The sequence below is a fragment of the Aquamicrobium terrae genome (genome assembly GCF_052978165.1).
The window spans coordinates 2,032,431-2,047,105 of sequence record NZ_JBRKLZ010000001.1 but is presented as its reverse complement, the minus strand read 5'-3'; the positions used below and the strand labels follow the sequence as shown (position 1 = coordinate 2,047,105).

Below are 14,675 nucleotides of genomic sequence, written 5' to 3'. Positions count from 1 at the left end.
CGGGCAGGGGCCCGTGTCCATTGCGCCGGAGCGGCTGCGGGCCTGTCCGTTCAGTAAAAGCCGATCGGGAAATAGCGCAGGTAAAGCTCGGCGAAGATGCCCTTGGCCGAAATCTCCTGCAAGGCATAGTCGAAGGCGGCCGGCAGCAGCGCATCGTCGGCGCGGGTGGCGATCGCAAGCCCCGTGCCCAGATATTCGGGGGCCAGATAGGGGCCGCCGGCGAAGCGGCAGCACTTTTCCGACTCCGCGTCGGCCAGCCAGAAGGACAGGCGCATGCCGTCGCCGAAGGCGGCGTCGATCCGGCCGGCCTTCAACTCGGCATGGAGCGCCTCCTCGTCCGGAAGCGGCACGGCCTTCACCCCGCCGAAATAGTCCTGCAACATGCGTTCATGCGCCGACCCGGCGACAACACCGACCGGCTTGCCCTGCAGGCGCTCGTAGATCGGCTCCGACAGCGGCTTCGACTTCAGCACCACGAAGCGGGCGGGAAATTGCAGGTAGGGGCGCGAGAAGGCGTAGGCGGCGCGGGTTTCGGCCGTCACCGCCAGCCCGGCGACGATCGCCTCGCCCTCGCCCAGTTCCAGCGCCGCCTGCAGCTCGTCCCACGGCACCGCCTGTATCTGGCATTTGTCGGCAAGCTCGAGCCGGGCGCAGATGGCGCGGGCCAGATCGACGTGGAAGCCGGACAGCCGCCCCTGGTCGTCGAGGAAGTTGAAGGGCGGGAAATCGGTGGTGGTGAGGAAGCGCAGCCTCGGCAGCACCGAAAGATCAGGCTTGGGCAGCCGCTCCTTGGCGTCCCACAACAGCGGAATCTCCGGCTCCTGCGCACGCGCGTCCGGCAGCAGGCCGGCAAGGAGAAGAGTGAAGGCGACAACAATCCGGAAACGCACGATTCGATATCCGACCGACCTGGAACCGCCCGCTTTTCCTATGAAATCGCAGCCGCGACAAGTTTTACCCCGATATTCACGGCATTTAGCTGCATTCTATGCGCAGTGATGCCACAATTTGCCTTAACATGCCGGGCTGCGGATGGTCGGCTGCGGCAAAAGCTGTCACACTGATTCATGCGCATGCAAGACCGCCGCGGGCAGGCCGGAGCGCCCTTCCGCCGACGGCCGGCTCTTTGGAGATGGCGAAGTGAAAGGTCTACCCGGTTTCGGCAAACCGAGACGGCAGCGTTCGGTTCAATATGGCTACAGCGCGCCCGCCGCGCACTGGCACCGGATCAGGGAACACGCCCCCCTCGTCATCGCCGCCCTCGGCAGCTTCGTCTTCGTCGCCATCGCCGCCACCGCCATATGGTTCGCCCTGCCCCGCGACGACCGGCAGGTGCTGGCGGACGCGACGCCGCAGGAGATGACGAGCCCGCCCGTTGCCGAGGCGGAAGCCGCCATCGCCGAACCGCCCGCATTGCAGGCCGCCACACCCGCCGAAGCCGCGCCGGCGGCCGTTGCGGCGGCGCCCGCACCCCAGCCTGAAAGCACCGGCGAGCCGGAACTGGAGCCGCTGGCGCTGATGGAAGAGCCGCAGGTGCCGGCGCTCGACGCCAAGGCCGCCGCGGCGATCATCGTCACCGACGGCGAGGTCGGCGACACGGCGGAACCGGCCAGCGGCCCCCAGACCGCCGCCATTCCGGCCCCGAAGCCGAAACCGCCTGAACCGAAAGCGGACACGCCGAAAGCAGCGGCCGCTACCGGAAACGGCCGCATCATCCGCGGCGTCACCTTCCGCGCCGGCCCCGGCGGCTCCGCCATCGGCACCATTCCGGCCGGCACCGACGTCAAGGTCATTTCCTGCGGAAGCTGGTGCGAGATCGTCCACGACGGCAAGCAGGGCTTCGTCTACAAGACCTTCCTGAAGCGGGATTGAAGCATTTTGCAGCCAGACGAAATGTCTGGCGTCGCACAAATGCGGCTAAGAAATCGGGTAACCGCCCGCGCCGTTCTCTACTCAGATGCAGCGGCCGCCGTCCACCTCCAGCGCCACGCCGGTGATGAAGGAGGCCTCGTCCGAGGCCAGCCACAGCGCCGCATTGGCGATGTCGAGCGGGGTCGACAGCCGCCCCAGCGGCACGGAAGCGCGGAACTTCTCGCGCAGTTCCGGCGTATCGGACCCCATGAAGCGCTCCAGCATGGCGGTGTCGCCCGCCACCGGGCACAGGCAGTTCACCCTTATGTTGTGCGGCGCGAGTTCCACCGCCATCGACTTGGTGGCGGTGATCGCCCATCCTTTCGAGGCATTGTACCATGTGAGTCCCGGGCGCGGCCGGAGGCCGGCGGTCGAGGCGGTGGTGAGGATGACGCCGCCGCCCTGCCTCTGCATGGTCGGCACCACCGCCAGCGTGCTGTAGTAGATCGCCTTCATGTTGACGGCGGTGATCAGATCGAAGGTCGCTTCGTCCACGCCCAGCAGGTCGCCGTTGCGGTGGGTGAAGCCGGCATTGTTGACGACGATGTCGACCCGGTCGAAGGCGCTCTTGGCGGCATAGACCATCTGTTCGACATCGGCGCGCTGGGAAACGTCGGTGGTGACGGCGATGGCGCCGTTGCCGATCTCCTCGGCAACCTCGGCGGCGCCGCGCGCGTTGAGGTCGGCCACCACCACCTTCGCCCCTTCTTCCGCGAAACGGCGGGCGATGCCCTCGCCGAACCCCGCCGCCGCCCCGGTGACGATGGCGACCTTGTCCTTCAATCTCATGTCCTGCTCTTTCGCCTGTTGCCCTGTCTGTAACTGAACGCTTACCGATGGTCGAACACGACCGTCTTGGTCGCCGACATGTCGTAGAGCGCCTCGAACCCCTTCTCGCGGCCGTGGCCCGAGCGGCCGAAACCGCCGAAGGGCAGCTCCACGCCACCGCCCGCGCCATAGCTGTTGACGAAGACCTGCCCGGCCCGCACCCGCTTGGCCAGCCGGTGCTGGCGCGCGCCGTCACGCGTCCAGATGCCGGCGACGAGGCCGTAATCGGTGCCGTTGGCGAGCCGCACTGCCTCCTCCTCGCCCTCGAAGGGAAACAGCGACAGCACCGGCCCGAAGATTTCTTCCCGGGCGATCCTCGCCGCCGGATCGACAGCGCCGAACAACACCGGCGCGGCATAGAATCCCCCCGGCGGGGCATGTTCATCCACGATGCCGCGCGTCAGCACGGAGATGCCGGCAGCCTCGCCTTCCTCGACCATCGCGGCGACGCGGGCGCGCTGGCGGGCGCTGACCAGCGGGCCGAGATCGCGTTCGGGGTCGGCATCGTGCGGGCCGGCGACCAGCTTCGCGAAACGGTCGGCCAGCGCGCCGGCCAGTGCGTCATAGGCCGGCCGCTCGATCAGCACCCGGCTGCCGGCCGAGCAGGTCTGCCCGGCATTCTGGATGATGGCGTTGACCAGCACCGGCAGCGCTTTGTCGAGATCGGCGTCGGCAAAGACGATATGCGGCGATTTCCCGCCAAGCTCCATGGTCACGCCGCGATTGTTGAGGGCCGCCGCCTGCTGAATGGCGGTTCCGGTCGCGGGCGAGCCGGTGAAGGTGACGTAATCGATCCCCGGATGGCCGGAAAGGGCTGCGCCCGCCTCGCCTCCGGTGCCGGTCACCACATTGAACACGCCTTCGGGAAAGCCGGCCTCCAGCGCCAGTTCCGCGATGCGGATGGTGGTGAGCGAGGCGTCCTCGGCCGGCTTCACCACCAGCACATTGCCCATGGCGAGCGCAGCACCCGCAACCCGCGCCAGGATCTGCAAGGGATAGTTCCATGGAATGATGCCGGCGACCACGCCATGCGGCTCGCGCAGGGTCAGCGCCGTATAGCCGTCGAGGAAGGGGATGGTGTCGCCATGGAGCTTGTCGGCCGCGCCGCCGTAGAACTCGTAATAGCGCATGGTGGCCGTCACATCCGCGCGGCCTTGCCTGAGCGGCTTGCCGGTGTCGCGCGATTCGAGCGCCGCCAGTTCCTCCGCATGGCGCTTGACCAGTTGGCCCAGCCGCGTCAGCAGCCGCCCCCGCTCCACCGCCGGCATGCGGCCCCACGGTCCCTCGTCGAAGGCCCGTCGCGCGGCGCGCACCGCAAGGTCGACGTCCTCGGCCGAGGAGGCGGGAATGGTGGCGAACACCTCGCCGTCCGAAGGGCAGGTCACATCGATGCGTGCGCCCGACACGGCTCCGGTCCGCCTGCCGCCGATGACCTGCCGCCAGGCCGCCGGTGCGGCCGCCCTTGTCAGCGAATCACCATCCATGACGCGTTTTCTCCCCTGCACTCACCTTGGTTCGACATGCCCGCCGCCCTAGAATGATGTGGTGGCCGGGTGGCGCAAGCGTCGCGCGCCGCCCGGTCTCGACTTGCGATTGGTAACAATGCCAGCGCTGCGACGCCATGGCACTGGTCAAATTAAATCGATTAGATTATATCAGCTGCGTTGCCCGAACGATGCCGACAACGACGATGCCGAACAACATGGACGCACCATGACCAGCCAGATCATCCCCGTCGATCCCTTCGACTTCATCATCTTCGGCGGCACCGGCGACCTGTCGGAACGCAAGCTTCTGCCGTCGCTCTATCACCGGCAGCGCGACCACCAGTTTTCCGAGCCGACGCGGATCATCGGCACCTCGCGCTCGAAGATGAGCGATGACGAATTCCGCGCCTTCGCCCGCAAGGCGATCGAGGACCATGTCGCGGCGGAATATATCGACCCCGCCGAGGTCGACGAATTCCTCGGCCGCATTTCCTATGTGGCGGCCGATGCGGTGAGCGGCGACGGTTTCGAGGACCTAAAGGCGGCGATCGGCGACAGCACCTGCATCCGCGCCTTCTATCTGGCGGTGGCGCCGGCCCTGTTCGGCGACATTTCACGCAATCTGGAAGCCCATGGGCTGATCACCCCCGCCTCGCGCATCGTGCTGGAGAAGCCGCTCGGCCGCGACCTCGCCTCGGCCCGCGAGCTGAACGACCTGATCGGCAGGAACTTCCGCGAAAGCCAGATCTTCCGCATCGACCACTATCTCGGCAAGGAGACGGTGCAGAACCTGATGGCGCTGCGCTTCGCCAACGCGCTCTACGAGCCGCTGTGGAACTCCGCCCATGTCGACCATGTCCAGATCACCGTGGCCGAGACGGTGGGGCTGGAAGACCGCGTCACCTATTACGACAAGGCCGGCGCGCTGCGCGACATGGTGCAGAACCATTTGCTCCAGCTCCTGTGCCTCGTCGCCATGGAAGCGCCGTCCTCCATGGATGCCGATGCGGTGCGCGACGAGAAGCTGAAGGTCCTGCGCGCGCTGAAGCGCATCAACGGCAACGAGGCGCCCAAGCACACGGTGCGCGGCCAGTACCGCGCCGGCGCCTCGGCCGGCGGTCCGGTCAAGGGCTATGTCGAGGAACTGGGCAAGGACAGCGGCACGGAGACCTTCGTCGCCATCCGCGCCGAGATCGAGAACTGGCGCTGGGCGAACGTGCCCTTCTACCTGCGAACCGGCAAGCGGCTGGCCACCCGCGTCTCGGAGATCGTCATCGAGTTCAAGCCGATCCCGCATTCGATCTTCGGCGACGGGGCGGGGCCGATCTTCGCCAACCAGCTCGTCATCCGCCTGCAGCCCGACGAGGGGGTGAAGCAGTTCATCATGATCAAGGACCCCGGCCCCGGCGGAATGCGCCTGCGCCAGATTCCGCTCGACATGAGCTTCGCCCAGTCCTTCAAGGGCCGCGCGCCGGACGCCTATGAGCGGCTGATCATGGATGTGGTGCGCGGCAACCAGACCTTGTTCATGCGCCGCGACGAGGTCGAGGCGGCGTGGAGCTGGATCGATCCGATCCAGCAGGCCTGGGAAAACGCCCGGCAGGAAGTGCAGGGCTATACGGCCGGCACCTGGGGCCCGTCCGCCTCCATCGCGCTGATCGAGCGCGACGGACGCACCTGGCACGAAAGCACCTGAGCATGGCGGCGAACGGCTATAGCTGGACCGAGTTCCCGACCCGCGAGGCGCTGGCCGAGGCGCTGGCCGGCCAGGTGGCGGACAGGCTCGCCGACGCCATCGAAAGGCGCGGCGCCGGCCTGCTCGCCGTTTCGGGCGGCACCACGCCGGGCCGCTTCTTCGAGGCGCTTTCGTCGCGCCCGATCGCGTGGGACAAGGTGACGGTGACGCTGGTGGACGAGCGCTTCGTGCCGCCCTCCTCGCCCCGCTCCAACGCCGCGCTGGTGGCTGAAAAACTGTTGCGCGACAAGGCCTCGGCCGCCCGCTTCGCGCCGCTCTACCATACCGCCGACAGCGCCGCCGAGGCAGCCTCGCAGGCCGAGGCGGAACTCTCGGCCCTGCCCTGGCCGCTCGACGCCGCCGTGCTCGGCATGGGCACCGATGGCCATACCGCATCGTTCTTTCCCGATGCCGACACACTCGCCACCTTGCTCGATCCCGCAGGCGGGCGCACTATCCTGCCCGTCGACGCGCCGAGCGCCGGCGAGCCGCGCCTCACCTTGTCGATGACACGCCTCATCGAGGCCGGCTTCCTCGCCCTGCACATCGAGGGGGCGGAAAAACGCGCCGTATTCGAGACGGCGATGGGGAGCGGGGACAAGAAGCCGATCCGGGCGGTGATCGAGGCCTCGCCGCACCCGGTCAAGGTGTTCTGGGCAGCGTGATGCAGGGCCGCCAGACAGGTTTACCGCACCCAAAAAGCCATTTCGCCAGGATCGTGCCATGACAGCCAGAAGCGACATCCAAGCCATCACGGAGCGGATCAGGGAACGCTCGCGACCCAGCCGCGAGGCCTATCTCGCCCGCATCACCGACGCCGCCGGAAAATCCGCGAACCGCGCGGTGCTGGGCTGCGGCAACCTCGCCCACGGCTTTGCCGTGTGCAGCCCGCAGGAAAAGATCGCCCTGTCCGGCGACACGGTGCCGAACCTCGGCATCGTCACCGCCTATAACGACATGCTTTCGGCGCACCAGCCGTTCGAGACCTTCCCCGCCCTCATCAAGCAGGCGGCGCGCGAGGCCGGCGGCATCGCGCAGGTGGCCGGCGGCGTGCCGGCCATGTGCGACGGCGTCACGCAAGGCATGCCCGGCATGGAGCTGTCGCTGTTCTCGCGCGACGTCATCGCCATGGCTGCCGCCGTCGGCCTGTCGCACAACATGTTCGACGCCGCCGTCTTCCTCGGCGTCTGCGACAAGATCGTGCCGGGCCTTGTGATCGCGGCGCTGACTTTCGGCCATCTGCCGGCTGTGTTCGTTCCGGCGGGCCCGATGACCAGCGGCCTGCCCAATGACGAGAAGGCGCGCGTGCGCCAGCTCTATGCCGAGGGCAAGTGCGGCCGCGCCGAGCTGCTGGAGGCCGAATCGAAGTCCTATCACGGCCCCGGCACCTGCACCTTCTATGGCACCGCCAATTCCAACCAGATGCTGATGGAGATCATGGGCCTGCACACGCCGGGCGCCTCCTTCGTCAATCCCGGCACACCGCTGCGCGACGCGCTGACCAGGGAGGCCGCCAGGCGGGCGCTGGCCATCACCCGGCTCGGCAACGCCTATACGCCGGTCGGCCGCATGATCGACGAGCGCGCCATCGTCAACGGCGTGGTCGGGCTGCACGCCACGGGCGGCTCCACCAACCACACCATCCATCTCATCGCCATGGCGGCGGCGGCCGGCGTCAGGCTGACCTGGCAGGACATTTCCGACCTGTCGGAAGCGGTGCCGCTGCTGGCACGCGTCTATCCGAACGGGCTCGCCGACGTGAACCATTTCGCGGCGGCGGGCGGCATGGGCTTCCTGATCCGCGAGCTGCTCGACGCCGGCCTGCTGCACGAGGACGTGCAGACCGTGTGGGGCGAGGGCCTGCGCGGCTATGCGGTGGAAGCCAGGCTCGGGCCTGACGGTTCCGTGGTGCGCGAGGCCGCCCCGGCGACGAGCGGCGACGAGAAGGTGCTGGCGCCGTTCCAGAAAGCATTCCAGCCGACCGGCGGCCTCAAGGTGCTGGCCGGCAATCTCGGCCACGCCATCATCAAGACCTCGGCGGTCAAGCCGGAGCGGCATGTGATCGAGGCGCCGGCGCGCGTCTTCCACAGCCAGCAGGGCCTCAACGACGCCTTCAAGGCAGGTGAGCTGACCGGCGATTTCGTGGCGGTCGTCCGCTTCCAGGGGCCGAAGGCCAACGGCATGCCAGAGCTGCACAAGCTGACCACCGTGCTCGGCATATTGCAGGATCGCGGCCAGCGCGTCGCCCTGGTCACGGACGGACGCATGTCCGGCGCTTCCGGCAAGGTGCCGGCGGCCATCCACGTGACCCCCGAAGCCCTGGAAGGCGGCGTGATCGGCAAGATCAGGGACGGCGACATGGTGCGACTCGACGCCACCGCGGGCATGCTGGAACTGCTGGTGCCGGCCGCCGAACTGGTGCTGCGGCCACAGGCCGGCGCCGATCTGTCCGAGAACGAATTCGGCTTCGGGCGCGAGCTGTTCGCCGGCTTCCGGCATCTGGCCGGCCGCGCCGACCAGGGCGCCAGCGCCTTCGGCAACGCGGCCTGACCGAACGCAGGTCCGATCAGAATTCCGGTCGGGCCAGTCCGGCAACGAGATAGGCGGAAGCGACCGTATTGGCCATCAGCATGGCGATGGTCATCGGCCCGACGCCGCCCGGCACGGGCGTGACCGCGCCCGCCACTTCCGCCGCCCCGGCATAGGCGACGTCGCCGACCAGCCGCGTCTTGCCCTCGCCCTTCTCAGGTGCTGCAATGCGGTTGATGCCGACATCGATGACGGTGGCGCCGGGCTTCACCCAGTCGCCCTTCACCATTTCCGGCCGGCCGACCGCCGCCACCAGAATATCGGCGGTGCGGGCGAGCGCGGCCAGGTCCCTGGTGCGCGAATGGGCGATGGTGACGGTGCAGTTGGCCGCCAGCAGGAGATTGGCCATCGGCTTGCCGACGATGTTGGAGCGGCCGATGACCACGGCGTTGAGGCCGGACAGGTCCTTGCCGCGCACGCGCTCGATCAGCAGCATGGAGCCGGCCGGCGTGCAGGGCACGAAGGCGGTTTCCGCCTCGCCGGTGCCGAGCTTGCCGACATTGACGAAGGTGAAGCCGTCGACATCCTTCTCCGGCGCGATGGTCTGGATGACCTTGCCGCTGTCGATGTGGCCCGGAAGCGGAAGCTGCACCAATATGCCGTGAATGGCGGGATCGGCGTTCAGCTCGCCGATCAGCTTCAGCAAATCCGCCTCGCCGGTGTCGGCGGCCAGCGTGTGCTGCACCGAATGGAAGCCGCATTCCTTGGCCGTGCGCGACTTCGAGGCCACATAGACCTGGCTGGCCGGGTCCTCGCCCACGATCACCACGGCAAGCCCAGGCTTGCCGCCGCCGCCGGCGGCCAGATCGGCGGTCAGTGTTTTCACCCGCTCGACCACCTCCGCCGCTCGCTTCTTCCCGTCGATCACTTCACTCATGCTGATCTCCATTGCGCTGCCGGACGGCATATGACTTGAAAAATGGGGCGGGCACCTACGTCAATGCGCCGCAAGATGCCCTAAACCCGAACTGGAGGGGTCATGCCCGGTCAGAAAAGGCCGCGGGAGCGCCGTCGGGCCAAGTCCTGCGTGGCGGCGCGTAACTGGCGCAGGCTGGCGCGGATCTCCTCCACCGAAGGAGGGCGGCCGAGGGCAAGGTCCCCGCCGGCCCCGGCGAGGGACGAATCGGGCACATCTTCGTGAAACTCATGCCGCGTTTCGCGAATGCTCGCGGGCACCGCGGCATCGGTGGCGGGCGGGGCAGCTTCCGGCTTGCGCCGCCGCGCCAGCAGCAGGCCGGCGACAAGGCCGAGCACCAGCCCGGCCAGGGGCAGGAAAGCGGCAGCCGCGCCAAAGGCGTTCCACAGGAGCAGGGCGACGGCGATGCCGATCAACGCCCCCAGCAGGGTCATGCGCAGGATCATCGGCCGCGAGGCCGCGAGCCCGGGTTTTGCGGGCGTGCCGAACCTTGCAGGCGGGGAGGACCGTTCGTCCGGCCGCGCCGATCCGACTTCGGCGGACGGTTGGGGAGGCGCTTCGACAACCGCATCCGCGCTGTCTTCCGGCTGCTCGACCCGATGATCCGCATCCGCGACAGCCGGCTCGTCCGGCGGGACAACGATGTCCGGCCCGGCGGTTTCCAGCGGCCGCACGACGGGCGCTCCGGTCTCCGACGGTGCTGGTCCTACCGGCTGCGCGATGTCCTGTTCTATCTGTGGTGCGACATAAGGCTCAACCGGACGGGTTTCGGCTTGCTGCTCCGCCAGCCACCCAGCTTCCCGCTGCTGCCGGGCACGCCGGTGGCGCTCGGCCGCCGTGCGGCGCCAGTCCGTCGCCGCCTCGTCCGCCATGGACAGCAGCGAGCCTTCGGGGCGGGCGTCATCCTCGCCGCGCATGGCGCGGGCCAGCGCCGCGAGGGCGCGCTCGCGTCTCCAGTCCTCGGGGCTCTGTCCGTCACTCATCGCGCGCTTGCCGGTTCACCGCCGGCTCAAGGGCCGGCCAAAGGTTAAGACAGGCTAAAGGAATGCGGCAAACAAAAGGTTAATTTTCGTCACGGCGCCCAGCGTCATCCCGCCTGTCCACAGTTTGCCGGCATCCCGCGCGTTGCGGCCGGGACCCTGACCCCTGCCCGAAAAGTCGCAACCTTGCGGCATCCGGCGCTAAAACCGCGACAGGGTCGAAAAAGCGCGTTGACAGGACAGGCCGGCCCGCTTACATGAGCGCCACCAGCCCAGATGGCGGAATTGGTAGACGCGCACGGTTCAGGTCCGTGTGCCGCGAGGCGTGGAGGTTCGAGTCCTCTTCTGGGCACCATCAACCTTTCAGGTTGTTCCCGCACATCATCCGAAAATCGCAGACAGACTTCCCCGCAAGGGGAAATCCGCACGTCCGGCGGGCCGGATGCTGCATATCGCGATAATACCAGTTTAATACACGAACAGAATTTTGCATAAAGGAAGCCATCTTCCTAAGGTGGCTTCCATGGGCGATCAGGCAACACTCGACTTTCTTGCGCAATCGCTTGCCGCCGGCAGCGGCGAGCCGCTCTACCGGCAGCTCGAGGAGGCGCTGAAGCTGGCCATCGCCAGGGCAAAGCTCAGGCATGGCGCCGTCATCCCCAGCGAGCGGACGCTGTGCCAGGCGCTCGGCATGTCGCGCGTCACCGTGCGCAAGGCCATCGACGGGCTGGTCCATGACGGGCTGCTCGACCGCCGCCAGGGCGCCAAGACGGTGGTGGCCTCGCGGGTGGAGAAATCGCTGGCCACCATGACCAGCTTTTCCGAGGACATGCGCTCGCGCGGGCTGGAGCCCGGCTGCGTGTGGATTTCGCGCGAAACCTGCCGCCCTTCGCCGGCCGAAATGATGGCGCTCGGCATTTCGGCCGGCGACCGCATCGTGCGGCTGCGGCGTCTGCGCACGGCCGACGATACGCCCATCGCCATCGAGACGGCCGCCCTGCCCGCCCGCTTCGTGCCCGACCCCGACGCCATCCAGTCCTCGCTCTACGACTATCTCGACGCCAATGGTGCCCGCCCGGTGCGCGCCGTGCAGCGCATGCAGGCCAAGCCCGCCACCGAGGAGGAGCGGCAACTGCTCGGCACGCCCGACAACACCAGCCTGCTGGTGATGGAACGGCGCTGCTTCCTCGCCGACGGCCGTATCGTCGAGTTCACCCAGACCAAGTACCGGGGCGACGTCTACGACTTCGTCATCGAGCTGGTCAGATAATACCAGTTAAAGTCCTGTTGCTTTCTGGCCTTGCACTGGTACTGTGATCCGGCCACAGGAGAAGCCACGCGTGCCGTTTGACCTTCACTCCCTGAGAAACGGACTGGTGGTGTCGTGCCAGCCGGTCAAGGGCGGCCCCATGGACCGGGCCGACATCGTGGTCGGCTTCGCGCTTGCGGCGCTCGACGGGGGTGCTGCCGGCCTGCGCATCGAATCGGCGGATTATGTGCGCGCCGTGCGCGCCGCCACCGCCCGCCCGATCATCGGCCTCGTCAAGCGCGACCTCGACGACAGCCCGGTGCGCATCACGCCATGGCTGGAGGATGTCGACGCATTGGCCGGCGCAGGCGCCGACATCATCGCCTATGACGCGACCGACAGGGTGCGGCCGACAACCACCCGCGCGCTGGTCGAGCGCATCCACCACCATGGCCGCATCGCCATGGCCGACTGCTCGGTGCTGGCCGATGCCGGGCGCGCATTGGCGGAAGGCGCGGAAATCGTCGGCTCGACGCTGGCCGGCTATACCGGGCCGGTGGAGCCGACCGCGCCCGATCTGGAACTGGTCGCCGCCATGGCCCGGCTCACGCCCCATGTGGTGGCCGAAGGCAATATCCGCACGCCCGAGCTGGCGGCAGCGGCCCTGCGGGCCGGCGCCTTTTCCGTGGTGGTCGGCTCGGCCATCACCCGACCCGAGCACGCCACCTCCTGGTTCCGCGACGCGGTCGACCGGGCCGCCGCCGAACGGGCGGCCTGACGCCATGGCCGGCCCCGCCCTCGCGCTCGACATCGGCGGCACCAAGATGCTGGCGGCGCTGGTCGAGGGCGAGCGCGTCCTCGACACGCACCGGATGCCGACGCCGGCCGGCGGCACGCCGAGCGACTGGCTGGCGGCGCTGTTCGCCGGCATCGCGGCATGGCGCGGGCGTTATGGCAGCGTCGGCGTCGCCGTCACCGGGATCGTCGACGACGGGCTATGGTCGGCGCTCAACGCCAGGACCCTGAACATTCCCGAGCGCTTTGCGCTGGTCGAAACCGTGGCGGGCCTTGCCGGCGCGCCCGTACTGGCGGCCAACGACGCGCAGGCCGCCGCCTGGGGCGAATACCGCTTCGGCGCGGGCCGCGGCGCCGACATGGTGTTCCTGACAATCTCGACCGGCATCGGCGGCGGCATCGTCGCGAACGGCCGCCTGCTCGGCGGCATGGCCGGCAATTTCGGGCAGTTCGTCGGCGACGACGCGCAAGGCCCGCTGGAAGACCGCGTCTCGGGCAAGTGGATCGCCGCCGAGGCCGGCCGGCATCAGCCGGGCGCGACCGCGCGCGAGGTCTTCGCTGCCGCGGCCGGCGGTCAGGACTGGGCGAACGCCATCCTCGACATATCGGCCGGCCGGGTGGCGCGGCTGGCCCGCAACATCCAGTTCGCGCTCGACCCGGCCCGCATCGTCATCGGCGGCGGCATCGGGCTGGCGCCATCCTATCTCGACCGGGTGCGGCAGGCGCTGGCGGAACTTCCGGCCCGGCTCAGGCCCGACATCCATGCCGCCGCGCTCGGCGAACATGCCGGCATCGTCGGCATCGCCGATCTGGCAGGACACAATCCGACAGGAGGAGAACGGACATGACATTCTCGCAGATCAGAAAAGCCGGCCTGCTGGCCACCGCAATCGCCGCCCTCATGGCAAGCCCGGCGCTGGCCAAGGTCACCGTGCTCGGCTGGCCGGGCGGCCCGGAGGAAACGGCCCTGCGCGCCGCCGCCGACGCCTACAACGCCAAGGCCGACGTGGCCGAGAACGACAAGGTGGAGCTGCTGTTCTTCAACCGCGACGGCTTCTGGGACAAGCTGCAGGCCGATCTCGCCGCCGGCTCCACCGCCTTCGACGTGAACCTGCTCGCCACCTATTCGATCGGCCGCTACGCCCCGTTCATGGAACCGGTCGAGCTGTCCGGCGAGGCCGAGAGCGTGTATGGCGAGGCCGTGCTCAAGACCATGCAGTTCGAGGGCAAGCAATATGGCGTGCCGACCGACCTGTCGCTGCATTTCATGTATTACCGCAAGGACCTGATCGACGCGCTTTTGAGCGACGACGCGGCCAAGGCCCGCTATGGCGAGATCTCGGAAAAGCTGCTCGGCAAGAAGCTCGAGCCGAAGGACCCGGACGCCTGGGACTGGGACGACTATGCCGCGACCGCGCTCTATTTCACCCAGAGCGTGAATCCGGACAGCCCGACCCGCTACGGCACCGTCTTGCAGATCAAGAACCTTCTGTTCAACATCATGGTGTGGCAGTCGCTGCCGCGCGCCTATGGCGGCGACTGGATGGACGCCGAGGGCAAGGTCACGGTCAATTCCGACGCCTACCGCAAGGGCCTCGAGACCTACAAGCTGCTCTATGACAACGGCGCCACGCCGCGCGACTCGCTGTCCTACGAGTTCCCGGAAGCCAATGCCGCCTATGCCTCCGGGCAGGTGGCGGCGATGCCGCAATGGAACGCGGCCGCCAGCGACCTGACCAGCACCGAAAAGTCGCCGGCCGTGGCCGAGGTGACGGAAACTGTCGCCCCGCCGAGCGGCCCCGAAGGCCGCTTCACGCATATCCACGGCCTCGGCTTCGGCCTCAACAAGAACGCCGCCAACAAGGAAGGCGGGATGAAGTTCCTGCAATGGCTGTCGTCGAAAGAGGCTGCGCTCACCTATGCCCGCAACAACGGCGCGCCGGCGCTGACACCGGAAGTGGTCAAGGAGGTGTCTGAGGAGCGGCCCGACCTCGTCCAGCTCGGCGAGTTCGCCGGCAAGTACGGCTATGTCATGACCGGCGGCACCTCGGCCAAGGCGCTTTCGGTCTACGAGCTTCAGGCGAAGGAGTTCACCGGCTACTGGTCCGGCCAGCAGTCGCTCGACGATGCGCTGGCCAATACCGAAAAGGGCATGGCCGAGCTTTTGAAGTAAGGGAGCGGGAAC

General features: G+C 68.1%; 11 protein-coding genes, 1 tRNA gene and 1 pseudogene. 8 read left to right on the top strand and 5 right to left on the bottom strand.

Features of this window, described 5'->3' with window-relative positions:
* Nucleotides 1-50: 50 nt before the first annotated feature.
* Nucleotides 51-890, bottom strand: coding sequence for an ABC transporter substrate-binding protein (locus ACVCNR_RS10260; RefSeq protein WP_447074702.1), 840 nt, complete (start codon nt 888-890; stop codon nt 51-53).
* Nucleotides 891-1,140: 250 nt separating this feature from the next.
* Between ACVCNR_RS10260 and ACVCNR_RS10255 the strand changes: the two genes are divergently transcribed.
* On the top strand, nt 1,141-1,872 hold the full coding sequence (locus ACVCNR_RS10255; protein WP_447074700.1) for an SH3 domain-containing protein: 732 nt from the start codon (nt 1,141-1,143) through the stop codon (nt 1,870-1,872).
* 81 nt (nt 1,873-1,953) lie between these two features.
* Here the strand turns inward: ACVCNR_RS10255 and ACVCNR_RS10250 are convergent, their stop codons facing one another.
* Both ACVCNR_RS10250 and ACVCNR_RS10245 read right to left on the bottom strand, forming a co-directional pair.
* Entirely contained in the window at nt 1,954-2,700 is a 747-nt protein-coding gene (locus ACVCNR_RS10250) for an SDR family oxidoreductase (RefSeq protein ID WP_354193082.1), read from the bottom strand.
* A gap of 41 nt (nt 2,701-2,741) precedes the next feature.
* Complete coding sequence (locus tag ACVCNR_RS10245) at nt 2,742-4,223, bottom strand: aldehyde dehydrogenase family protein (protein WP_447074699.1); 1,482 nt, start codon at nt 4,221-4,223, stop codon at nt 2,742-2,744.
* Nucleotides 4,224-4,452: 229 nt separating this feature from the next.
* Here ACVCNR_RS10245 and zwf point away from each other — a divergent pair, with 229 nt between their 5' ends.
* Genes zwf through edd form a run of 3 tightly spaced genes read left to right on the top strand, consistent with a single transcriptional unit; the run spans nt 4,453 to nt 8,511 of the window.
* Nucleotides 4,453-5,922, top strand: a complete 1,470-nt coding sequence (zwf, locus tag ACVCNR_RS10240) for a glucose-6-phosphate dehydrogenase (RefSeq protein ID WP_354193085.1) — start codon at nt 4,453-4,455, stop codon at nt 5,920-5,922.
* Between the two features lie 2 nt (nt 5,923-5,924).
* Nucleotides 5,925-6,626: a 6-phosphogluconolactonase gene (pgl, locus tag ACVCNR_RS10235; protein ID WP_447074697.1), complete on the top strand. Its 702-nt coding sequence runs from the start codon at nt 5,925-5,927 to the stop codon at nt 6,624-6,626.
* 58 nt (nt 6,627-6,684) lie between these two features.
* Nucleotides 6,685-8,511 (top strand): phosphogluconate dehydratase, encoded by a 1,827-nt coding sequence (edd, locus tag ACVCNR_RS10230; RefSeq protein WP_447074696.1) that lies wholly within the window; start codon nt 6,685-6,687, stop codon nt 8,509-8,511.
* A 16-nt stretch (nt 8,512-8,527) separates the two neighbouring features.
* On the opposite strand, the gene folD is transcribed toward edd, so the two are convergent.
* The gene (gene folD / locus ACVCNR_RS10225; protein ID WP_447074694.1) at nt 8,528-9,427 is read right to left on the bottom strand and encodes a bifunctional methylenetetrahydrofolate dehydrogenase/methenyltetrahydrofolate cyclohydrolase FolD; all 900 of its coding nucleotides are present in this window, start codon (nt 9,425-9,427) and stop codon (nt 8,528-8,530) included.
* Nucleotides 9,428-9,537: 110 nt separating this feature from the next.
* Nucleotides 9,538-10,449, bottom strand: coding sequence for a hypothetical protein (locus tag ACVCNR_RS10220; RefSeq protein WP_447074693.1), 912 nt, complete (start codon nt 10,447-10,449; stop codon nt 9,538-9,540).
* Nucleotides 10,450-10,716: 267 nt separating this feature from the next.
* Here ACVCNR_RS10220 and ACVCNR_RS10215 point away from each other — a divergent pair.
* From ACVCNR_RS10215 to ACVCNR_RS10200, 4 genes and pseudogenes are all read left to right on the top strand, one after another.
* A tRNA-Leu gene (locus ACVCNR_RS10215) sits at nt 10,717-10,801 on the top strand.
* A 168-nt stretch (nt 10,802-10,969) separates the two neighbouring features.
* Nucleotides 10,970-11,716 (top strand): GntR family transcriptional regulator, encoded by a 747-nt coding sequence (locus ACVCNR_RS10210; RefSeq protein WP_447074692.1) that lies wholly within the window; start codon nt 10,970-10,972, stop codon nt 11,714-11,716.
* Nucleotides 11,717-11,855: 139 nt separating this feature from the next.
* Nucleotides 11,856-13,338: pseudogene (locus ACVCNR_RS10205) on the top strand (putative N-acetylmannosamine-6-phosphate 2-epimerase).
* A complete protein-coding gene (locus ACVCNR_RS10200; protein WP_447074691.1) occupies nt 13,335-14,663 on the top strand; it encodes an ABC transporter substrate-binding protein in 1,329 nt (442 codons plus the stop codon). The pseudogene ACVCNR_RS10205 and the gene ACVCNR_RS10200 overlap by 4 nt, the downstream one beginning before the upstream one ends.
* Nucleotides 14,664-14,675 lie beyond the last annotated feature (12 nt).